This is a genomic window from Paenibacillus sp. J22P169, assembly GCF_059691995.1.
On the sequence record NZ_JCAUAO010000002.1, the window covers coordinates 513,565 to 536,983 of the forward strand.

Sequence of the window (23,419 nt, forward strand, 5' to 3'; positions counted from 1 at the left end):
ATGTGGCCTTACTTCGTGCTTAGTCAAGTACCTAATCCCATGCCATCATGCTTTCAGAATGGTAAAAGATAACAATAATTATTAGGGGAGGATTTCCTATAGAATGATCCGAATAGTACATAGAGGGCAATGTTACAAAGTACCTAAGTTGGGATTTCTGAGAAGTGGAGGGTGTAGATTGATTTGAGGGTAGAGATGCTAAGTTGCATCATACATGGGGGGATTAAACTTGAATTGGAAACATCTGAAGCAATCGTTGGATAAGAACAGGCTATTTTTTAAGATTCTGCTTTATTTCACTTCTTTATTAATTCCAATTGTCATTATTGGCATCATCTCTTATTTTAACGCAGATCAACTGATAAAGAAGGATGCCTCAGAGAAGCTTACGGATAACTTGATGGCCTCTTCCAAGACCATTGATATTTATTTAAGTATGGCTCAGGCAACGAATAACAGCTTACTATTGAGTGAGACGATTCAGCAATATTTACGACCGGATTCCTTACTTACGGATGAAGAGAAAATCAAAATGCCATCGATTGTGAGATCTATTGCGGGAAATCGCAATCCAATCAGTCATTTTGTTGATAATATTTTTATTTTTGTGGATGACAAACGCGTGTATCAAAGTGATGGCATCGTTAATTTTGACATTTTCTTTGACAAATTTTATAAATTTGATGAGTATAATAAAGACTTTTGGCGTAAACGTTTACAGCAAAGCAGCTTATTCGAATTATTGAAGCCTACCAAAGTGGTCAACGCTGATATGAATTCTTACCGCGAGGTTATCCCGAGTATTACGACACAATATGTGAATGGGCATTTGGCAACGATGGTGACAACGATATCGATTCCTACCATCATGGCTACATTGCAAAACAACTCGATATTCGCAGCTACACACTATCTTGTACTGGATAAAAACAATCAGATTATTCTGCAAAGCAGTGGGATAGATGAGAAAGCAAAACAGGAAATCATTGCTGGATTTTCTTCGGAGGAGCGAAGTAAAGGGGCGATTCGGATTGGTGAAGAGCAGAACTGGCTAGTTCAAACCACGTCCGATTTTGGGTGGAAGTATGTTTCAATGACCCCTGTGAGTTCATTTAACCAGGAGTCAGCAAGTATTTTTAATTTGATTATCTGGATATGCATTAGCTTACTTATTATTGGCGTCGTTTTTTCTTTTATATTCAGTGTTCGCTTATATAATCCGATCAAAAATATTCGAGATATTTTACAAGAAACTGAAAAAGTAGATGATTGGAACAATGATACACACCACAGCAGCGAACTTCAAAGGATCGGCAATAGCGTCAATCAATTGATACAGCAGCATCGGGATGACAATATTAAAATCAATACGTTTTCCGATGAAATTCTCGAGCAGTTTTTCACGAATTTAATTAAAGGATATCGAGGGGCACAGCCTTATTCTGTTAATCAAATCTTAAATGAAATCGATTTTAACTCAGGGAGTTATTTATGCTGCTGCTTCATGATTCAGTTTAGGGATCGATTTTATTATGAGATTGTGGAAGCAGACCGGTTATTGATTTTAGAAAAGATGAAAAATGTGCTTTGGGGCATTATGAAGAAGTACGTGAATTGTTATTTGACGGAATATGAGCCTTACTTATATGTTTGCATGGTCAATTTGAAGAGTGAGGAAGACCGCGGGCAACTAGACCAAGCGTTAGAGATGATTAAAACGACCTTTGCCTATGATATGATTTATTGCGAATTAATTATTGGTTTAGGAAAAAAATACGATAAAATCGATGATTATTCGAAATCCTATAGTGATGCTATTACAGCCATCGATAAACGGACGGACTCATCCAAGATGGTTATTTTAGATGCGGATCATTTTGTTATCGATCAGAACTACTATTATTCCTTTCTCGATGAGAACAAAATTGTAAACGCTTTGAAATCAGGTGACATGGGTGGGTTGAAAGTAGAGTTGGAGGCCATTATTAGCTTGAATAAAGAAAGGGGAGTCTCCTATCACTTTCTAGGGGCTTTGCTTGTTGAATTCTTTAATACGGGAAATCGCTACATTACGGAAAAACGACTGAGTGTTTATGATTTTCTGGATGCGAACGAACATGCTTTTTTGAGTCGAAAGGAGCTCCTGCCCAGTGAGTTTGATGGCAGATTGAAAGGGATCCTCGAATTTTACGATAAAATTATTGCAAAAACGTTATATAAGCCTGAAAGCAAATCGGGCGCGGTTGTCTCCTTCATCACCGATTATATTGAGAAGCATTATGAAAAGGACTTGTATCTCGAAGTGATTGCGAACGAAATAGGACTGTCCGCCAAGTATGTATCCAGAATGTTTAAAGAGTCAACTGGGACGAATATTTCGGACTATATCAGTCTTATTCGAATTGCCAAAGCGAGAGAATTGTTAGCACATACAGATTTGAAAATTAGTGAAATCGCCGATCAGATTGGCATATTTAGCCGCACAACCTTCCTACGTCTATTCAAAAAGTATGAAGGCATTTCCCCAAATGAGTATCGTAGTAGCCATGGGAACAAGCAAAAATAGGTTGTAATGGACTATTGAAACAAGTGGGAATAATGACTCATCGCGATGAATGTGGAATAACGGTTCATTAAACACTTATTTGGTTCTTTCAAAGAGAGCCCGCTAGCCTATAAAATAAAATTGCCAGAAACAAATCCAGATGATTAAGGAGGAACAACATGGTTATTCAAAAAAAAGGAATAGTAACCGTCTGCTGTTCTTTGGCCTTATTGGGGAGTTTATTGGCAGGTTGCAGCAGCCCAGATAAGCCAAAAGGTACGGCAAGCACATCACCAGTTCCTGCCAAACGCGTAACGCTTTCATGGATGAGATATGAGCATTCTTCGCAAGCGTTAGATGTCAATTCAGTCGTTGTTCAGGAAATTAATAAAAGAAAAAATGTGAAGCTAGAATTACAAAGTGTTCCACAAAGTAATTATGAGGATAAGAAGAAAACGCTAATTGCTACAAACTCTATACCCGATGTGATCATGGTGAATCAAAATGATCTTTCGAACTACGCGGATTTGAATATTTTCCTAGATCTCACACCGTATCTGGATCAAATGCCGAATTTTCGAAAATTGATTCAACAGAAGCCTGAGATTAATAAGACAAAGGTCGATGGCAAGTTATATGGCTTTCCGCTCGCAACCAAATGGAGTCTGCAGTCGGGTCAGCTTCCGATGATACGTGTAGATTTATTGGCAAAGTTAAACTTAAAAACGCCAACGACCTATGAAGAACTCTATCAGGTTCTAAAAAAGCTTAAGGAAGCTTACCCAGACTCTTATCCTTTTACTAGCCGTGCAGCGAATGGGAAAACGGGAACAGAAAATTTGATCAATCCAATTGCATTCGGTTTTGGCAGTGGTTATACCAATATTACGGGTACGAAGGTTTATTATGAGCAAGCCACAAAACAATATAAATTTGGTCCTTTTTCACCTGAATTTAAAGATGCGATTATCTACCTTCATAAGCTCTATAAAGAAAAACTTCTCGATCCGGATTATTCCGTAGCAACTTCTCAAACGTGGGTGGAAAAATTAAGTACGGGGAAGTCTTTCTTTTACCAAGATAACAATGGTTTCGGTGTAAACTTTAACAAAGCACTCCAAGCCAGTGAGCCCAATGCCAAGTTCGAATTGTTACCTGTCATGGCCAGTACAAAAGGGGTTAAACGCAACAACGTATATCAACTTGATCATCTGGGTGAAATGTACGCAATAAGCTCCAAAGTGAAGAATCCTGCAGAAGTTATCAAGTTTATTGACTGGCTGTATGGAGACGAGGGGACCAATCTGACAAGCTTTGGTGTAGAAAACGTTGATTATACACTACCTGGCGGCGAATATAAGATTTCTGATGCGACGCAAGCGAAGTTTAAAGATAAACAAGATCCTTTCCGGGCGATGCAATCTGCACTTGGAACTGGTTACCTTGGCCTAGCACTTCATTCTGACGACCATCCTCTTGTTCCCTCTTCTTCACCGGAACTTATTAAATGGTCTGAAAAGGCCATTAATGATCTTGCTAATGGTATTAATTTCAGAGAAGTCAACGATCCGCCATTTAATAAAGAAGAACGAGAACGTCTTAAACAGCTACGCACACAATTAGATGCGCATTTAACGGTGAATATGGATAGATTCATCATCAATGATGGGGCATTGAATGATTGGGATAGTTTTCTTCAACAATGTAAAGAAAAGGGCGCAACTGAAATTGAAAAGATTTATAATACGGCGCTGGCAAGAGTAAATCAATAGGACTGATGCTAGGTTAACCAAATAAGCCATTTATCCCTTTGTGAAAAAGTACGTTGTTCAAGGTGCTTTCATAGGTTCACGAAGGGGGTGAACGGCGGCACATTGTTGTATACATATTACAAAATTAAACAAACGAGTTTAGGAGATGGTGGGTAATGATGATGAAATCAGGTTTCAAACGCTATGCGATTGGTGTTGATTATGGAACGGAATCTGGCAGGGTGCTCCTCGTAGATATCGACAATGGGGAAGAAATAGCAACGCATGTGACACCTTATCCTCATGGTGTGATCGACGAGCGTTTACCGAATTCCGATAGGTTGTTGGAAGCTAATTGGGCTCTTCAGCACCCAGACGACTATATGGAAGTATTAAGAAAGTCAGTGCCAGCCGTAATAAGAAGCTCAGGCATTGATCCGAAGCAAGTGATCGGAATCGGAATTGATTTTACAGCATGTACGGTTCTTCCAGTTGATGAGAGTGGCGTTCCTTTATGTTATCAAGAGGAGCTTCGTGATGAGCCTCATGCTTATGTCAAGCTGTGGAAACACCATGCAGCGCAGGAAGAAGCAAATCGCATTAATGAGATGGCGGAACGCCTGGATGCTGACTTCTTAAGTCGGTATGGCGGCAAAACATCCTCGGAATGGATGGTGGCCAAGGCGTGGCAGATTCTGAATGAAGCGCCTTCGATTTATGAACAAACGCATCGTTTGATGGAAGCAGCGGATTGGGTTGTTCTGCAGATGACATCGAATGCGATTCGAAGCAGCTGCTGTGCGGGGTATAAAGCATTTTGGCACAAAACAGAGGGCTATCCGTCAACGGATTTCTTTAGCGCCTTGGATCCAAGGCTTGAAACATTCGTGGAAACCAAATTGCAGGGAGACATTACTTTGCTTGGCTCTAAAGCGGGTGAACTGACCGCCGAAGCAGCTGCGATGATGGGGCTTCACCCTGGAACAGCGGTAGCTGTTGGCATCATTGACGCACATGCGGGTGTTGCTGGTGCAGGGGCCGTGCACGCTGGTCAAATGGTCATGGCCATGGGCACCTCATTGTGTCACATGCTGCTGAGTGATAAGGAAATACATGCGGAAGGCATTTGCGGAGTCGTAGAAGATGGGATTATTCCTGGCTTATATGGCTATGAAGCGGGCCAACCAGCCGTCGGCGATTTATTCGGTTGGTTTGTTGAGCAGGGTGTGCCGGGCTATGTGAAGGACGAAGCTGCGAACGAAGGCATCAGCGTACATGCTTATTTAGAGAAACTGGCAAGAGAGTTGCAACCTGGACAGACAGGTTTACTAGCATTGGATTGGTGGAACGGCAATCGTTCGGTGCTCGTCGACGCGGATTTGAGTGGATTGATCGTTGGTATGTCCTTGCAGACGAAGCCTGAAGACATATATCGTTGCCTTCTGGAAGCTGCTGCCTTTGGTACCCGAAAGATTATTGAAACGTTTGAGCAAGCTGGTGTTAAAGTGAGCGAACTGATAGCTTGCGGTGGTCTGCCTCAACGTAATCAACTGCTCATGCAAATATTTGCTGACGTGACCCGCCGTGAGATCAAGGTAGCCGATTCAACGCAAACTTCAGCGCTCGGTGCAGCTGTTTTTGGTGCAGTTGCGGCAGGTACGGAACGAGGCGGTTACGCGAGTATTGTGGAAGCGGCGTCTCGCATGACCCGTGTTCGTCAAGAAAGCTATAAGCCAATCCATGAACATAGCGAAGTTTATGATGACATATACCTTGCATATAACGATCTACATGAGTTATTCGGCCGGGGGGGCTGTGATGTCATGAAAGCATTGAAGCGGATTCAGCTAAGGCAGGACGTATCATCAAGGAAATAGGTTACCTTTGTAAAATAGGAGGCACTGTTGAATGAATGCTATTTTGAGTCTAATGACAACTCGCTATCCAGAATTAATGGATTGTGTGCCGGATATCGAATTGGGATATGAGCTTTTATATAATGCCTTTCATCAGAATGGCAAGCTGCTATTATGTGGAAATGGTGGAAGTGCGGCAGATTGCGAGCATGTTGTTGGCGAATTGATGAAGGGATTTATGTCCAAACGGCCATTGTCTGCATCGGTTAGCTCTCAATTTGAGCGTGAATTCCCGGGAGAGGGAGTTGCTCTTGCCGAGAGGCTTCAAGGCGCGCTGCCGGCGATTTCACTCATTAGTCATTCAGCGTTGATTAGCGCTTATGCGAATGATGTTGCTCCAGACATGATTTTTGCTCAGCAAGTGTATGGCTATGGACGTCCAGGCGATGTATTAATTGCTTTTAGTACATCAGGCAATTCTCTGAATGTACTCCGAGCTTTGCAGGTTGCCAGGGTGCAAGGGTTGAAAACGATTGGTTTGACTGGTTGTAGTGGAGGTAAAATGAAGTCGCTTTGCGATGTAACCATCTGTGTGCCTTGGGAAAAAACACCAGATATCCAAGAGAGGCATCTGCCGATCTATCATGCCTTATGCAGTATGCTAGAGGAGGCGTTCTTTCCCTCATGACTATACTGGCAGCGGTCGATATTGGTGGAACCAAATGTGCGGTAAGTTTGGGGGCTGTGGAACAAGATCGCGTCGTTATTTTGGAAAAAATGAGCTTCCCGACGCCATCTAAGCCGAAAGTGGCCATGGATGATATCACAGCAGCCCTGGAGACTGTACTATCTAGGCATTCTGAGAAGACACCTGCGGCGCTCGGCATCAGCTGCGGAGGTCCATTAAACAGCCAGGCTGGACTCATTCTTTCGCCTCCGAATCTGCCTGGCTGGGATAAAATTGACGTGATCACTCCATTACGCGCGCGTTTCGGTATCCCGGTCGGCTTACAGAATGATGCGAATGCTTGTGCGTTAGCCGAGTGGCGTTTTGGCGCCGGGAAAGGCTGTCGAAACATGATTTTTCTTACCTTCGGTACAGGTATGGGGGCAGGCCTTATTCTCAATGGGCAGCTATATAGCGGAACGAATGACATGGCCGGTGAGGTAGGGCATGTTCGTTTAGCAGCTGAAGGGCCATTGGGATATGGCAAGGAGGGCTCATTTGAAGGTTTCTGCAGCGGCGGAGGTATCGCGAAGCTCGCGCAAACGATGACGATAAAAGCTATTCAAGCAGGTAAGGCTCCTTCCTTCTGTAAGAGTATGAACGACTTGGCCGGCTTAACTGCTGAGTCGGTAGGCAAGGCTGCGCAAGAAGGGGATCCTTTGGCGCTGCAAATATATAATCTGGTAGGTCGACGGTTAGGACAGGGACTTGCTATGTTGGTAGATATACTCAATCCGGAAAGAATTGTAATCGGTAGTATCTATGGGAGGCAGCAAGCGTTGCTTGAGCCCATTGTCATGAACACTTTGCGACAAGAAGCCTTACCTTGGTCCCTCAATGTATGTGAGATTGTACCTGCTGGATTGGGTGAGCAAGTTGGCGATTACGCTGGGTTATCTGTTGCTATGGAAATGATTTCTAAGTAGCAAGATCGTAGTGTTAAATGTACTCAGAAGTTCTATGAACCCATTACTTTCAGCTTCCGGTAGGTGCTGGGGGATTGACCGAATGCTTTCTTAAATAGCTTGGAAAAGTGAAACTCATCATAAAAATGCAGCTTGGCTGCAATTTCTTTCAACGATAAGCTAGTGGTTTCGAGAGTAACTCTCGCAGCCGCTAGCTTTAGTTTTATTAGATAATCGGTTGGAGACAAGCCTGTCACTGCACGGAACCGGGTGAAAAAGGTCGTACGCGACCAGCCGCTTAGCTGGAGCAGGTCCTCAATGCGAATTTGTTTGTCCAAATTTCGATGGATATAGATGAGGATTTGGTTGAGCTCGGTGTGATGAGAAAGGGCAACCAAGGAATGTTCTCTAGTTAACAGGAGTAAAATTTCTTGTAATAAAATGTTTGACGCATATTCGTAGCCATGGGGCTGAGCAATTAAGCCGTCAATCATCCGTTCGCACAATTGCATGACTTCTGCCATTTTGCCGGTAGAGATAACTTCCATTACTGGAAGCTGTAGATAACGGGTCATGTTTAGTTGGCTAAAATCTAGAAAATAAAACTTCCAATCGTTATTAAGACATTTGTACATGGTAGGAATGCCGTCTTCCACGAAGAAAAAGGTGTTTTTCTCCAGCTCATACGTATGATTAGCAAGTGTAATGCTACCTTTCCCATCATAAGTAAGGAATAAACATGGGATTTTGAAGCCCTCTCGATTCAATACTTCATAGCTATTATCGACATTAACCTTCCAGATGGAGTGAAATACAGGGAGAGGAACGTCTCTCTTCTCTAACTCATAGGGAATGTTGATAGAGGTCATGGTGTTCTCCTTCGCTTCGTTCTTCGGTATTGTACGATTATACATGAAATGATAACGCTAATCCATGGTTGAACTCATCTATGCACCCTATACTTAGAGTATAAGTAAGTAAGAAACTACTTAGGAGTGTGGATGAAGATGATGTTGAAAGTCGGCAACCGTGAATTAGAGATGCATGGAGAGCATTTAGAGGAGCTTAGAAGCTCTAATGATATTTTTCATGATATTGCAGCATTGCGTGAGCGAATGGAGGAGGATGGGTACTTACTCATTCGCGGATTTCATAATCGGGACAAGGTTTTGGAGGCTCGTACGAGTATTTTGGAAAAAATGGCTCAGATGGGCAAGCTAAATCGCGACACTCAGCTTGAGGATGGTATGATGGCTGATGGCAGCAAAACCATTTTCTTTGGGGGAACGAATGAAGATTTGCCTGCACTCTTGAATGTCTTGAATGGCGATCATATTATGCGCTTCTTTGATGAATTTCTTGGTGACAAATCGTTAACCTACCATTACAAATGGCTGAGAGCCGTTGGGAAAGGTGATTTCACAGGGGCGCACTATGATATCGTTTACATGGGGAGAGGAACTCATAACGTGTATACGGTATGGTCCCCGCTGGGAGATGTTTCTTATGAAATGGGAGGTCTAGCCATCTGCCTTGGCTCACACCGTTTCGAGAAATTGAAGGCGTCCTATGGCTCCAAGGATGCTGATCGTGATGGGGTTAATCACTATACGGATGATCCGCTGTTCATTACGGAGAAGTTTGGCGGTAAGTGGGCAACAACGGAATTTCAGGCAGGGGATGTGCTCATCTTTGGCATGTTCTTGATGCATTGTTCCCTTGAAAATACGACGAACCAGTACCGGATTAGTGTAGATGCGAGGTATCAGTCTGCGAATGAGAAGGTAGATGAAAGATGGAGCGGGAAAAAGCCGAAGGGCCATTCTAAATAAGGGGAATGCAGCAATGGAGATTCGATTAATCAAATCGTTGTGGGGAATGGAATCTTTTACCTACAAAGATGCTTTAGGCGCAATCGCTGCTGCCGGATATGACGGTGTGGAAGGTCCCGTTCCATCGGCGGAGCATAGCGAGGAATTCACGGCGCTCTTGCAAGCGTACAAGCTCTCGTATATTGCACTCATTTCGACATCTGGTGAACATGAGGAAGCTTTTACAGCTGGCGTGAAAGCTGCGGCCGCGCTGCAGCCGGAGTTAATTATTTCACATAGTGCGCGAGATTGCATGGATGTGGAAAGGCAATTGAAATTTTTTGAGCATGCGGTTGCGGTTGAAAATAAGTACGGGATTCCTGTCGGACATGAGACGCACCGGCATCGCGCGATGTTTACGCCGTGGACGACCGCGAAATTATTGACAGCCCTCCCTGATTTGAAACTCACAGCCGACTTTAGTCATTGGTGCTGTGTGTGTGAATCACTGCTTGAAGATCAGAATGAGCACCTGCAGCTGGCTATGGAGAGAACGATCCACATTCATGCCCGTGTCGGCTATGCCCAAGGCCCTCAAGTCCCACATCCCGGGGCACCTGAGTATGCCCGAGAATTGCAAGCACACGAGTCCTGGTGGAAGCAAATTGTAGCAACACGCGCAAGAAAAGGATTCGCCTATACGACGATCACACCGGAGTTCGGTCCACCAGGCTATATGCCGACCATCCCTTTTACGAATGAGCCTGTGAGTGATTTATGGGAGACGTGTCTATGGATGGCTAATCGGATGCGTGAAACATGCAGGTGACGAAATCGAAAAAGAATGGCTCCTCTCATGAGGCAGACCATTCTTTTTCTGCTATACATCCTCATTTCAATTTCTTCTATATGAAACAGGTCTAATCCCATTATGGTTGGAGTTTTCATGTAGTTTTTGAATACTGCGGAACATAAATAATCATGTGGACAACCAAAAAGATCATGAAATTATTGCACAGAAGTAGCTATAATTTTCTTGAAGATGGCATTGCTTTTGCGATGCACTAAGTTGAAAACGTTTGCAGAAATTGTCGTTTTATAGGAGAGGATGAGTGAGGATGAAACGAAAAATAATCCTAGCTACCGTAGTCTGCAATCTTTGTTTGGCTTCGGTTTGGCCTGCTTCAGCATTCGCGGAGAATGCTTCCCAATTTGAAATGAAGACATCAGATCTAGAATCGACCGGCGAATTTGTCATTACTTTGAAAGGGGATCATATTCAGGATTTGTATGCGTATGAGGCCAAATTCAGTTTTGATGCAAGCAAGCTAGAAGTCGTTAAAGCAGAGACGAAAATTGAAGGATTCTCCGTCTCGCCAATTACCAAAGGGAATGAGCTTACCATCGCGCATACCAAAGTTGGCAAGGTAGATGGCGAGAAGGGGAACTTAGATATCGGCACAATCACCTTCCGAGCTAAGAAAGCGGGGGTAACGAACATTAAATGGACCACTTTAAAAATTGTAGATCACAATTTAAAAAGTCAAAGCTTTACTCGAAATGACGCTGCGGATTTCACCAAAATCTTCAGTGATCTTGCAGGGCATTGGGCCAAGACAGATGTTATGCAGTTGGTTAATAAAGGTATCGTAGAGGGAATGGATGACGATCGATTTGCTCCGGATATAAGCGTGACTAGGGCGCAATTTGCGACCCTGCTAGCTAAAGCATTAGATCTGAAAGATGCTGATGGGGGAACGTTGCCATTCAACGATGTAGCAGCTGGCAGCTGGTATGAAGGGACAGTGAAGAAGGCCTTCTCAGCGGGACTCATTAATGGGGTATCTGCGACGGCTTTTGCTCCTGAGACCAACATTACACGTGAGGAAATGACAGCGATGCTGATCAGAGCTAAGGCATATACAAGCGGAACGAAAGTGGAGGATATGAAGATGGACGAATCGATCCATTTTGGAGATGATGACGCAGTGAGTGACTGGGCAGCAGCCTTTGTCAAGCTTGCAGTCGGAGCAAAACTCATGGATGGGAGAACGACTACAGACTTTGCGCCACTAGCACCTGCAAGCCGAGCCGAAGCGGTTGTTGTTCTGAAGCGACTTTTGGCTGGGGGAGAGTAAGGGGGATGCTCTGCCGGACTGTTGGGTAGAAAGGGAGATATTGTCGGTCAACCAATTAAAGGACATCGCCCTAAATAGACCGAATGTATGTTTACGAAGTCTTATTTCGTATTTGAAATTACGGGGTGAAGGTCTTGAAGTTATTTGCTAAACCATGGTCATTTTCAGTGACTCTCCATATTTTATTAATTGTTATGGTTGTTTTTCCGATTGTGACCATCAGCACCATGATTCTTCAAGTATACAAACGCGATTTACTGCAGCAAACAACGGAGCGAACCTTGCAAACCCTTCATGCTGTCACCTATTCCGCTCAGCAGGAGATCAGTAAAATCGAATACGCTGCAGCTGCAGTCGGTGTGGATCGAGATGTTTTATCAACAGCAACATCTTTGCATCAAGCTGATGAAAGCAACCGATTCAAGTATATCAACGAGCTGACACTTGCCCTGAGCAGATACACCTACTCGATGTCCAGCCAGCTGCTGGCGATCCATTTCTTCTATAAAGATGGAGGCGTGTATTCGTTTAAGCAGAACTTGACCAAGGATGAGCAGGAGCTGCGTTCAGAATCGTGGTATCAGAGCTTACTTAAGCAAAAAGATAATGTGCAGTTTCTTAGTTTGCAGGAAACGCTCTTATATGGTGTGAGGGAGCCATTAGCCGTGGCAGCTGCGATTGCACCCAGCGACTACCATACGCTAAGTAATGTCGAAATGATTTATTTTTCACTAAATGAGGAAGCGTTTGATAAAATCTTAAGACAGCAGCCCAACGACGATTCCACCTATGTCATTGTCAGCAAGGAAGGTCAAGTTGTCACAGCCAGCTACAATTGGGATCAATCGAGCTTAACGCCGGCAAAACTAGAGCAAATTAGAGGTGCGCGTGAAGGGCATTTTATCGATCAAGTGAGTGGTCGTCAGATGCTAGTCACCTATGCGAGCGTTGGAGATACAGGCTGGAAGGCTGTTCAAGAGATACCATACAGTAAGGTTACGGCCAATTATGTGCGTATTTTTAAGTTCGTCCTATTCGCAACAATCGCCGTTATCGTAGTATTTCTGCTGATTTCCTTTTATTTAGTTCACAGTTTAACAAGGCCTATTCATGTACTAGTCCGTAAAATGTCCCTTGTAATGGAGGGGGAGCTAAACGCTAAGATCGGGACCTCTAGAATTGCGGAAATGGCAGCGCTAGGCAAAACGTTCAATCATATGCTTGATCAAATTAAGCTGCTTCTACGGCAGCGAGAGGAACAAGAGCAAGCGAAGCGGAAAGCAGAGTTTGCTGCCTTGCAGTCGCAAATCAATCCGCACTTTCTCATTAATACATTAAATGCCATCAAGTTAATGGCGCTGATCAGTAAAGTGGACAACATCCGTAACATGACCAATGCCCTGATGCGACTCGTCTCCTCCGCATTTAATCGTGGCGGTGTACTTATCCGTTTTTCCGATGAAATCGCTAATTTAAAGCATTATCTCTACATCATGGAGATTCGTTACGGCAATAAATTTGAAGTGGAATGGGACATCGATCCGCAGGCAGAATCAAAGTATTTACTTAAGCTGCTGCTTCAACCGATTTTGGAAAATAGCATCGTTCACGGTATGGCTGGCAAAGAAACACGTGGGAAAATCGTTATTCAAGCACGCATACATGAAGGCAGTCTGCATATTGTGATCTCCGATAATGGCGAGGGGATGACAGAAGAGCAGCTCGAGGAGTTCCGTACAAGGCGCAGTCCGCATACGTTTACGGGCATGGGCGTTGCCAATGTCCATCACCGGATCCAGCTGCACCATGGCGAGGATTACGGCATTATTTTAACTGTGAATGAGCCAAAGGGAACGAAAGTGTCGATGAAAATCCCGATCATTCATCGTGATCAGGAAGAAGAGCGGCCGCTTCGGTTGGAAGCTTAAATCAGATCAAAAAAGATCAACTTCATAGCCGAAAAGATCATTTGGATGCGTTTTCATCCCGTGTATGATAAAGACAGGTTAAACAACCAACCGAATCAAGAAACATTCATTGGAGGGGTTTCAAGAATGGGAAAAACAAAATTGATAAGCACAGCATTAGTAGGCGGACTTGTTATGCTGAGTGCACTGACAGGCTGCGCCAAGGATACGGCTTCACCTGCAGCAGCTTCAGTCAAACCAGCTGAAAGCAAAGCGGCGGTAGCGACGCCTAAACCAGCAGAACCAGTGAAGTTGAAGCTTGCGATGTGGGATGCCAAAGGTGATCTCAAATTCTGGACAGACAAAGTTAAGGAATACACGAAGCTGAAGCCGAACGTAACCGTTGATATTGAGATGGTACCGGACAACGGCGGTCAATACTTGAAGGTACGATTAGCTGCGAATGATTTGCCTGATCTGTTCTACCTCAAGCCTGCACATATGCAAATTTACAAGCAATCCCTTCTGCCACTCGATGATTTAGCAGGCGCTAAGAATAATAAGTTTCCAGCGAAAATTGATGGAAAAACATTAGGCGCACCGCTCGTTTCTTTCTCGGAATTTGTCTACTTCCACCCAAGTATCTTCAAAGAGTTGAACTTGGAAGTACCGAAAACAATGCCTGAGTTTCTCTCAACAATGGATAAAATTAAAACGAATGGTAAATATACGCCAATTGCCATCGGCGGCAAGGAAGACTGGACATTCTATCCGTTCATGGAGTTCGGCCCTCACATTCTGTCTGGGGATGAGAACTACTTAGCGAATTTGGCTAAGACGCCGGAGCCTTTCGGAGAAGGCAGTACATTTGATAAAGCTGGGAAAATCATCAAAGAAATGTCGACGAAGAAGTTGGCAGGACCTGATGCCCTATCCATATCTTTCGATCAGTCCACACAGTTATTTGAGTCCAAAAAAGCGGCAATGATTGCAGCGGGTCAATGGTACTACGGAGACTACGCGACTAAAGTAAAAACGGATGAAGATCTTGGCGTATTCCCTCTTCCTTTCCGCACGACAGAAAGCGAGCCACTGACATCCATGACCGTATCCGATATGAATATCGGGATTAACAAAAACAGTAAAAATGTAGAAGAGGCGAAAGCATTCTTCGACTGGATGTTCAGTAAAGATGTGTACCAATCCTTCATTAATATGGCGCAACAGTTCTCCACGATCAATGGTGTGAGTACGGATCTTCCTTTCTTTAACAAATGGACAGAAAAGTATCCGTTTAAACCATTTATCTACTCAGCAACAGATGAAGGCTTTGCCAAAGTAAGCGGTGCAGCACAATTTGATTTCAAAAAAGCTGCCCAGGAAATTTACTCTGGTAAACCGATTGAGACATTAGAGAAAGAACTGAACAACAAGTGGAAGAAAGCGGTTGAATCGAACAAATAGGTAAAGAAATAGAGGGTACTATCTAAGCGATTGGAATAGTGCCCTCTCTTGTATACAGGAGTGATTACATGAATTATCGTATGCAGCAGAAAGTCGTCATCGTTTCGTTTTTATTCGTACCTGTTGCTCTCTTACTTTTGTTTCTCATCTATCCGACTTTGCAATTGTTTCGTTACAGCTTTACGAGCTGGGATGGTTATAGCCCTAGTTTTAAGTACATTGGCTTTAACAATTATAAGCAAATGCTGTTTGATTTCCCTGAAGCTTGGCATGCCATTCGAAACAATGTCACTTATTTCATTTTGCATGCCATTGCCATCCCGCTGGAAATCATCATGGCTGTACTCTTAACAAGAGCACTACGGGGGAGCGCGTTTTTCCGCTTCTCGGTGTTAATGCCTTACATTATTAATGGTATCGCGGTGGCTTATATGTTCAGCTACATTTATAATCCGATCAATGGTCCGTTGAATGAGCTTTTGAAAGCGATGGGGCTCGAATCTTGGATTCAAAGCTGGCTGAGTGATGCGAAGATTGTAAATTATTCCTTGGTCGTTGTTTCTTTATGGCGTTACAGCGGCGTGCATATCGTGTTGTTTTTAGCTGGACTGCAATCGATTCCGAAAGACCTTTATGAAGCGGCAGAAATTGATGGGGCGAACTTTTGGCAGCAGCAAAGGTATGTAACGCTCCCAGGTATCCGACGCGTGATCGAAATCATTTTATTCATGAATGTATCTGGAGCCCTTCTGCAGTATGACATTCCGCTTGTTATGACGAACGGCGGTCCAGGCAGCGCAAGCAGCACATTTGGACTCTTTTCACTCCAAACGGCGTTTACTTACAACAATTACGGTCTGGCCTCAGCGATGGCAGTTATTCTCTTGCTCATGATCATCATTTTTTCATCGTTGCAAGCATGGATCGTGAAAGACAGGAGCGGGGCTTAGCATGGAACGAACACTAACACTTGAACAAATGAGAAAGCAACCGCTGCCCAGCCGTACGCGATCAATGAGCAATCAGCGTGTAGCTGCTAATATCGTGTATTATGTGCTTTTTACACTCATGGTTATCCTGATTTTCGTACCCATTTTACTCGTTGTATTTGGTTCATTTAAAACGAATTTGGAACTTGCCGAAACGTCGCCGTTTTCGCTTCCGAAGAGCTTTCTTCATATCGATAATTACGTGAGTGCTTTGAAAGAAGGCAACATGATTCGCGGGCTTGGTAACTCGATCCTGCTTGTGGTATTGAGTATGCTAGGAAATATGCTGCTTGGGACGATGACCGCTTTTGTGCTCAATCGGTTTCAGTTCCGAATGAAAAAGTGGATTCTTCTCCTTTTTATGATGGCGATGATCATTCCAGCTTACACGACAGAAATTGCTCGCTTTCAACTCCTGCATACACTTGGCGTTTATAATACGCTCGGGGCACCGCTTCTTATTTATATTGGTACTGATATTATGCAGATTTACATTTACATGCAATTTCTCGAAAAGATCTCGATACAGCTTGACGAGAGTGCTATGCTGGATGGAGCTTCATATGTTCGAATCTTCCGTTCGATCATTTTCCCTCTGCTGCTGCCTGCAACGGCAACACTGGCAATTTTAAAAAGTGTGACGATCATGAATGATATTTTCGTTCAGCAGTTATATATGCCTAATAAGAAGTTGGCGACGTTGGCGACTTCACTGACTTCGTTCGTGAGTACGCGCAGTTCGGATTTGTCTATGCTCTGTGCAGGTATTATTATCGTTTTATTGCCGAGTGCCATCTTCTACATCGTTTTTCAGCGATATATTTTTAAAGGACTTATGGATGGAGCGGTGAAAGGATAAGTACAAAGGAATTAACTTCACGGATGGGGGATGAACAGGTTGTTTAAGCTGATGATTGTCGACGATGAACCGCTTGTTCGTCTAGCTCTTCAACATATGATCGACTGGGAGAGCATGGGCATCCAGGCAGTCGTTGAAGCTGGCGATGGCATGGAAGCTCTGGCTATTCTGGAGCAGCACGGCGATATCGATCTTATGCTGCTTGATATTGAGATGCCGAGACTAAACGGTATTGAGCTGCTGCGAGCATATCCGGCAATTGTACAGAAGCGAAGACCTGTCGCCATCATGCTGAGTGCCTACAGCGAGTATAGCTATGTCAGAGAAGCCTTTTTGCTTGGCGCGATTGATTTCATTGTGAAGTCGGATATGGATGAGGAACACCTGGTTCCTGTTGTCTTGAAGGCAGTCAATGAACTTCGAACGCGGGAGACGTCAACGCCTGTTGTCGAACACACGAATGAAGAGATCGATAGGAAAAGTGAAACTCTTCGGCAGCTCATATCCATCAATCCCCAGCAGGATGAATCAACTTATGCCGCTGCTGGGGCTGGTATCTCGGAGTGGCTCGAAGAATCGAATCAGCTGGTTGCCGTGATAACGATTTCGCAAGGCTCATCTGAGGTATCAAGGACGGGGAGAAGCTTAAAAGATGGTCAGACTCAGCGGTTTATCATGCAGTCCGTGCAAACCGTTCTGGATGCCATGTCAATGAAACATCTTTTATATGGGAAGAGCCAGTCGGAATACGTGCTATTCTGTTCGTTCGCCGAATTTCGAAGTGAAAGTATGATTCGAGAAAAAGTACAGGCTGCCTTCTCTATGATTCAAACGCGACTAAACCAATATGTCAATGTGTCCATATCGATTGGCATTAGCGATCTAGCTAGCGGCATGAAACATTGGTACCGCTTGTATCAGCAAGCAGTCCATTTGGCCTCCATGAGTTATTTTGCCGGATTTAATAAGGTGTTCTATCCTGAAAGCTGTATGGAGCTTGGGAAATACAGTGCTGATAGTGGAATTGAGCATGCCCGTAAGCTCCAGGTTACGCTGAAAACAACGGGAGCAGGTATTGCGCAGCTGCTAGAACAAAGTAACGCCCAGTTATGGTCCAAGGAGTTTGAGCAGATGGAGTTGCTGCTAGGGCAAACATGGGGCTGGAGACCGCAAGATGTCCACGCCGCATTTGAGGATTTGCTTTGGGAGCTTGGGGGGCTGCTGTATCGAAAAGGAATTCGTTGGGATGACCTCGACGAAGAGCTCCAGCATCCTTTTGAATACATGAAGAGTTTGGAGACACTGGATGAAACGAAAGCCTGGCTGCATCGCATATGCAGTCAGTTATATCAACACATTCACGGAAAGACAACGGAGGCTAACTATAGCGGTGTCGTCACACTGGCCAAGCAATTTCTGGATCTCCATTATACGGAGGACGTCAACCTCACGTTGATCAGCGAAATGGTTGGCGTTAGCGAAGGCTATTTAAGTAAGCAATTTACCAAAGAGGTCGGTTGTAATTTCATCCAATATTTAACGAATTTACGCATTGAGGAATCTAAACGGTTAATGAAAAAGAAGGGGAATAAAATTACGTATATCGCTGAAACGGTTGGGTATTTGAATGTAGAGCATTTCAGCAGAATGTTCAAGAAAACGACAGGTTACAGCCCGAAACTGTATCGGGAGAGTTTGCTGAACGGGTAGCGGTAATTTGATGATAAAAGTGTATTTTCGAAAGAGGATACACTTGATTCGTTATGTCTACAATGATACATGTCGTATCATGTCGAGTGTTGTCGCATGTTGCAAGACCACTTTTGGGGTCCAGAGAGGGTGAATGTTTTGCGCAAGTTACTGAAATTAACCATTAAAAAGAAATCTATTATGAGTCTCCTGATGGCTGCATGTATATCTACTGGATTTACTGGTATATCTACCGTTTTTCCCTTTGAAACCGCACATGCGGCATCTACCGTTACTTACTCAGGCTCTGCGGGGTCTCCAGCGCACAACCTTGCATTATGGTATCGACAACCGGCAACAGATTGGGAAACACAAGCGCTGCCGATTGGTAACGGGTTCATGGGTGGCATGGTGTTTGGCGGCGTTGATCAAGAGCATATTCAGTTTAACGAGAAGACACTCTGGACGGGTGGCCCAAGGTCGAAAGCTGGAGGGGGAAGAGACGGCAACAGAGATGGGGCTGCAGACCATTTAGCGGATGTGCGTCAGAAGCTGGCCAGTGGCGATGTAGCCGGTGCAAGTGCCATTGCGGAGCAATACTTGACAGGAACATTAAACGATTATCCGCAATTTGGCAATTATCAAAATTTCGGCGATATTTACTTTGATTTCGCACTTCCAGCATCAGTGAATATTACCGACTATCGGCGCGAGCTTGATCTGGAGGATGGTATTGCGCGAGTGACCTACAAACAGAATGGTATCACGTATACACGCGAATATTTTATGAGCTATCCAGATAACGTGATGGTTATGAGACTTACTAGCAGTCAACCGAATCAAATGAATTTGGATATCAGGGTCACAAGTCCGCAGACGACGCCTTCTATCGTGGCTAATGGCAGTACACTGACCTTGAGCGGCAAGCTGGCTGACAATGATATGGCATATGAATCACAGTTCCGTGTCCAAACCGATGAGGGATCGGTGACGGCTGGCAGCGGTAAGCTGACGGTAGCTGGTGCTAGCTCTATCACCATTCTCATGTCGGCAGCAACAGATTATGCCAATCATTATCCGGATTATATAGGAACGGATCCACACGTAACCGTGAATGACCGACTGACAGCAGCTTCTGCCAAGAGTTTTGAGACGCTGCGTGCACGCCATCTAGCGGACTATCAAAATCTGTTTAAGCGAGTATCCCTGAATCTGAATGATCAGGTTGCTACGATTCCGACAGACCAGCTCCTGACAAGTTATAAAAGTACGCGCAACAGTGCATTAGAGTCCCTCTATTTCCAATATGGCCGCTACTTGCTCATTGCTTCATCACGTGAAGGCTCACTGCCAGCCAATTTACAAGGGGTTTGGAATAACTCGAAGACACCGCCATGGGGCGCGGATTACCATACGAACATCAATCTTGAAATGAATTATTGGCCTTCGGAAGTGACGAATTTAAGTGAAACGGCCATTCCGTATGTGGATTTTATTGATTCGTTGCGGGCACCAGGGCGAGTCACAGCTCAAAAACATCATGGTGTAACGGGTTCTGGTTGGACGATCCATACGTTTACTAGTATTTTTGGCTATACGGCACCGGGTTGGGACATTAGTAATTGGGGTTGGCAACCAGCCGCTGGCGCATTCCTCTCTCAGCAGCTTTGGGAGAAATATTTGTTCACTGGCGATACGGACTATTTAAGAAATAAGCTGTATCCCATTATGAAAGAAGCGGCTGAGTTTTGGACAAAAACGCTTGTTACGGATACAGATGGGACTTTAGTATCTACGCCAGGTGTTTCGCCTGAACACGGTTCATTAAGCATTGGGGATTCCTATGATCAAGAGCTTGTTTGGCAATTATTCACCAATTGCATTGAAGCAAGCCAAATGCTCGGTATCGATGCTCAATTCCGCAACGAACTCCTAGATAAACGCAGCAAGCTCTCGATGCCGAAAATCGGGAAATACGGGCAAGTACAGGAATGGAAGGAAGATATTGATGATCCGAACGACCAGCATCGCCACATCTCGCATTTGGTGGGGTTATATCCTGGCAACTTAATCAATAAAGTAACAACGCCCGACCTGTTCAATGCGGCGAGAGTAACCCTTACACAGCGTGGTGATGAAGCAGAGGGGTGGAGCAGAGCGAACAAACTGAACATGTGGGCTCGCATGCTCGATGGCGACCATGCCGAGAAGATTCTCCAAGGACAGCTTGACGTGAGTACTTATTCGAATTTATTCAATATAGGTCCACCATTTCAGATTGACGGCAACTTCGGCGGCACATCCGGGATTGCAGAGATGCTTTTGCAAAGTCATACAGGCACGATTGATTTGTTGCCTGCGCTTCCTTCGACCTGGCCGAAAGGTGATGTGGAGGGCTTGAAGGCCAGAGGCGATTTTGAAGTGGATATGAGTTGGAATGGGACTATCTTGAAGAGTGCAACAATCACTTCTTTAGAAGGCAATGTGGCAAAAGTAAAGGAGAAAACGTTCACTCATACGGGTCAATTTCAAGTGGTGAAGACGGCTGACGCTACGCCAGTGAGCTACACACGTAGTGGCGATACTATCACCTTTAATACCGAAGCGGGTCAATCTTATACGATTACATCCAGTGTCACACCACCGCCACTTCCACCAACTCAAGTGCAATCACTGGCACATACGGCTACTACGGTGGATTTGCAGTGGACGGCACCTACTAGTGGAGCAGCGGTTACAGGCTATGTGGTGGACGTTTACCAAGGTTCGACGAAAACGCGAAGTATCAATGTGCCAGCTGCAAACACAAGCCTGCAGGTAACAGGGTTAAACGAGAAGCAGCTATACCGCTTCGTGGTTTGGTCCAAAGATGCCGAAGGCACACTTTCTCCGACTAGTAATGAAACAACTGCATTTACCTTTGTAGGGGATGCTTATCAGCAAAATTTTGATAACGGTGTTGTCGGCGGGTGGAAGAAATCTTCAACGACGGGAAGCGCCACATTCACCGTGGAAAATAATGCGTTGAAAGTAGTTGCTAATCCAGTAGCGATCATGGTCGACGATAATTCACCGTTGTACAAAGATGCTGACTTGGCCATGAAGCTGAAAATTCAAACAGGAACGGGGAGAGTTGGGCTGCTCTTCCGCTATACGGACGTGAACAATTATGCCGGTGTGCTATATGATGGCAAATGGCTATGGTATTACGTGAAAGACGGAGTAGAACACTATGGTGAACTAGCACCCATAACGCTTACGAATGGCCAAACGTATGACGTGAAAGCGAGTTTTGTTGATTCCACTATTAAACTATGGATCGACGGTCAACAGGTTGGCTCTATAACCGTAGCTGATTTTTTAAATACACCTGGGAAAATAGGGCTGAGAACATGGTTTGATAACAAAGTCTTGTACATCGATGATGTGAATTATATCAACACAAGACCGATTGCTGTTCAACCCGTACAGAAAATCAAGGTTGACGACCGTGATCCTGCCATTGTGTACACAGGGGTGTGGAACACTTATAACGACAGCGCTGATTATAGCGGTACGGAGAAGTACAGCAGTACGGCTGGCGCTTCTGCTGAGTTTACATTTACCGGCACCTCGATTGATTTTATCAGCATGAAGCAAACGAATCTGGGGATAATCGATGTGTATTTGGATGGCGTATTAGCACAGGCAGATATCGATGGCTATGCAACCTCGACGACTAAACAAGTTGTCCTGTTTAGTCAAAGTGGGTTAGAGAGGGGAACACACACGATTAAGGTTGTCGTGAAAGGAACGAAAAATGCTGCCTCCAGCAGTGCAATTGGCGCCATCGATGCTTTTGCGTATACGCCGGCAACGAATACGCTTCAATCGATTGCGTTAACAAATATTCCAGCAGCGATGCAAGTCGGAGACACGGTCAGTTCGGTCGTCTATGCGACATATGGTGAGAACGATGTTTCACTTGTAACCGAGGGTGTAACGTATGAGAGCAGTAACCCGCAGGTGGCTTCTATCGACAGCACGGGCATGCTCCATGCTTTAAGCCCAGGGCAAGCGACCATCACTGCGGCATGGGGAGGAAAGCAGGCAACACAAGATGTGACTGTATCAGCTGTAGTTCCAAGTGAACCGACAGCATCCTTAACTGGACCGGCATTTATTACGTCTGGTGCTAATTTTACCGTGCAATATGCGTTGACGCCCATGCAGAATGTGTATGCACAGGATCTAACCATTACGTATAACCCGGATCAATTGGCCTTCCTTTCGGTGCAGTCTCTTTATCCTAATCTGATTATCGTGAATAAATCAGAGCAACCGGGCAAGGTTAGGCTGCTTTTAGCAAGCACGACCGGAGATGCTGCGAATGTGAATAGCGGTTTGCTGATCATACAATGGCAGGCTAAAACCATCGCGCAATCCGCAGCGCTCACACTTGCCGACGTAAAGGTAGCGAACGGCAGCGGAGTTGAATCACATGTCAATGGCAGCTCGCTCAGCGTTCAAATCAGATCTGTTTCAGGCGATTTGAATGTAGACGGCAAATTCTCCATTGGTGACTTAGCAATTGTGGCCTCCGCATATGGCAAAACGTCAGCAGACGCAGATTGGAATCAATACAAGCTGGCTGATATCGACAATGACAACGATGTAGACATTGATGACCTTGCATGGGTAGCATCCAAGATTTTGGAATAACACGTAATTCCTCAAACGATGCCCCGAAAGAAACGCGATTGATAGTTAGCTTTCGGGTCATCGCAAACAATAAGCAG

Annotated in this window: 15 protein-coding genes; 14 read left to right on the forward strand and 1 reads right to left on the reverse strand. The window is 44.6% G+C overall.

Features of this window, described 5'->3' with window-relative positions:
- The first annotated feature begins 229 nt into the window (after window positions 1-229).
- From AC58QG_RS16635 to AC58QG_RS16655, 5 genes are all read left to right on the forward strand, one after another.
- Complete coding sequence (locus AC58QG_RS16635; RefSeq protein ID WP_497363230.1) at window positions 230-2,566, forward strand: helix-turn-helix transcriptional regulator; 2,337 nt, start codon at window positions 230-232, stop codon at window positions 2,564-2,566.
- A 158-nt stretch (window positions 2,567-2,724) separates the two neighbouring features.
- Window positions 2,725-4,317, forward strand: a complete 1,593-nt coding sequence (locus tag AC58QG_RS16640; protein ID WP_497363231.1) for an extracellular solute-binding protein — start codon at window positions 2,725-2,727, stop codon at window positions 4,315-4,317.
- Window positions 4,318-4,478: 161 nt separating this feature from the next.
- Complete coding sequence (locus tag AC58QG_RS16645; protein WP_497363469.1) at window positions 4,479-6,173, forward strand: ribulokinase; 1,695 nt, start codon at window positions 4,479-4,481, stop codon at window positions 6,171-6,173.
- A gap of 31 nt (window positions 6,174-6,204) precedes the next feature.
- On the forward strand, window positions 6,205-6,840 hold the full coding sequence (locus AC58QG_RS16650) for a D-sedoheptulose-7-phosphate isomerase (protein ID WP_497363232.1): 636 nt from the start codon (window positions 6,205-6,207) through the stop codon (window positions 6,838-6,840).
- Window positions 6,837-7,805, forward strand: coding sequence for an ROK family protein (locus AC58QG_RS16655; protein WP_497363233.1), 969 nt, complete (start codon window positions 6,837-6,839; stop codon window positions 7,803-7,805). The genes AC58QG_RS16650 and AC58QG_RS16655 overlap by 4 nt, the downstream gene beginning before the upstream one ends.
- Window positions 7,806-7,837: 32 nt before the next feature.
- Here AC58QG_RS16655 and AC58QG_RS16660 read toward each other — a convergent pair whose 3' ends face one another.
- Window positions 7,838-8,698, reverse strand: coding sequence for an AraC family transcriptional regulator (locus AC58QG_RS16660; RefSeq protein WP_497363234.1), 861 nt, complete (start codon window positions 8,696-8,698; stop codon window positions 7,838-7,840).
- A 93-nt stretch (window positions 8,699-8,791) separates the two neighbouring features.
- On the opposite strand from AC58QG_RS16660, the gene AC58QG_RS16665 reads away from it, so the two are divergent.
- From AC58QG_RS16665 to AC58QG_RS16705, 9 genes are all read left to right on the forward strand, one after another.
- Window positions 8,792-9,616, forward strand: a complete 825-nt coding sequence (locus tag AC58QG_RS16665) for a phytanoyl-CoA dioxygenase family protein (protein WP_497363235.1) — start codon at window positions 8,792-8,794, stop codon at window positions 9,614-9,616.
- 13 nt (window positions 9,617-9,629) lie between these two features.
- The gene (locus tag AC58QG_RS16670; RefSeq protein WP_497363236.1) at window positions 9,630-10,424 is read left to right on the forward strand and encodes a sugar phosphate isomerase/epimerase family protein; all 795 of its coding nucleotides are present in this window, start codon (window positions 9,630-9,632) and stop codon (window positions 10,422-10,424) included.
- A 289-nt stretch (window positions 10,425-10,713) separates the two neighbouring features.
- A complete protein-coding gene (locus tag AC58QG_RS16675) occupies window positions 10,714-11,733 on the forward strand; it encodes an S-layer homology domain-containing protein (protein ID WP_497363237.1) in 1,020 nt (339 codons plus the stop codon).
- Window positions 11,734-11,867: 134 nt separating this feature from the next.
- The gene (locus AC58QG_RS16680) at window positions 11,868-13,661 is read left to right on the forward strand and encodes a sensor histidine kinase (protein WP_497363238.1); all 1,794 of its coding nucleotides are present in this window, start codon (window positions 11,868-11,870) and stop codon (window positions 13,659-13,661) included.
- A gap of 126 nt (window positions 13,662-13,787) precedes the next feature.
- A complete protein-coding gene (locus AC58QG_RS16685) occupies window positions 13,788-15,104 on the forward strand; it encodes an ABC transporter substrate-binding protein (RefSeq protein WP_497363239.1) in 1,317 nt (438 codons plus the stop codon).
- Between the two features lie 68 nt (window positions 15,105-15,172).
- Window positions 15,173-16,054, forward strand: a complete 882-nt coding sequence (locus AC58QG_RS16690) for a carbohydrate ABC transporter permease (RefSeq protein ID WP_497363240.1) — start codon at window positions 15,173-15,175, stop codon at window positions 16,052-16,054.
- Window position 16,055: 1 nt separating this feature from the next.
- Complete coding sequence (locus tag AC58QG_RS16695) at window positions 16,056-16,952, forward strand: carbohydrate ABC transporter permease (protein ID WP_497363241.1); 897 nt, start codon at window positions 16,056-16,058, stop codon at window positions 16,950-16,952.
- A gap of 39 nt (window positions 16,953-16,991) precedes the next feature.
- Window positions 16,992-18,662, forward strand: coding sequence for a helix-turn-helix domain-containing protein (locus AC58QG_RS16700; RefSeq protein WP_497363242.1), 1,671 nt, complete (start codon window positions 16,992-16,994; stop codon window positions 18,660-18,662).
- 138 nt (window positions 18,663-18,800) lie between these two features.
- Window positions 18,801-23,342 carry a glycosyl hydrolase family 95 catalytic domain-containing protein gene (locus tag AC58QG_RS16705; RefSeq protein WP_497363243.1) on the forward strand — a complete coding sequence of 1,514 codons (4,542 nt, stop codon included), beginning with the start codon at window positions 18,801-18,803 and terminating at the stop codon, window positions 23,340-23,342.
- Window positions 23,343-23,419: the final 77 nt, after the last annotated feature.

Coding starts and splice junctions, on each gene's coding strand:
- AC58QG_RS16660 (WP_497363234.1), bottom strand. CDS start 8,698: ATGTATAATCGTACAATACCGAAGAACGAAGCGAAGGAGAACACCATG.
- AC58QG_RS16695 (WP_497363241.1), top strand. CDS start 16,056: ATGGAACGAACACTAACACTTGAACAAATGAGAAAGCAACCGCTGCCC.
- AC58QG_RS16685 (WP_497363239.1), top strand. CDS start 13,788: ATGGGAAAAACAAAATTGATAAGCACAGCATTAGTAGGCGGACTTGTT.
- AC58QG_RS16665 (WP_497363235.1), top strand. CDS start 8,792: ATGATGTTGAAAGTCGGCAACCGTGAATTAGAGATGCATGGAGAGCAT.
- AC58QG_RS16675 (WP_497363237.1), top strand. CDS start 10,714: ATGAAACGAAAAATAATCCTAGCTACCGTAGTCTGCAATCTTTGTTTG.
- AC58QG_RS16650 (WP_497363232.1), top strand. CDS start 6,205: ATGAATGCTATTTTGAGTCTAATGACAACTCGCTATCCAGAATTAATG.
- AC58QG_RS16670 (WP_497363236.1), top strand. CDS start 9,630: ATGGAGATTCGATTAATCAAATCGTTGTGGGGAATGGAATCTTTTACC.
- AC58QG_RS16690 (WP_497363240.1), top strand. CDS start 15,173: ATGAATTATCGTATGCAGCAGAAAGTCGTCATCGTTTCGTTTTTATTC.
- AC58QG_RS16655 (WP_497363233.1), top strand. CDS start 6,837: ATGACTATACTGGCAGCGGTCGATATTGGTGGAACCAAATGTGCGGTA.
- AC58QG_RS16640 (WP_497363231.1), top strand. CDS start 2,725: ATGGTTATTCAAAAAAAAGGAATAGTAACCGTCTGCTGTTCTTTGGCC.
- AC58QG_RS16645 (WP_497363469.1), top strand. CDS start 4,479: ATGAAATCAGGTTTCAAACGCTATGCGATTGGTGTTGATTATGGAACG.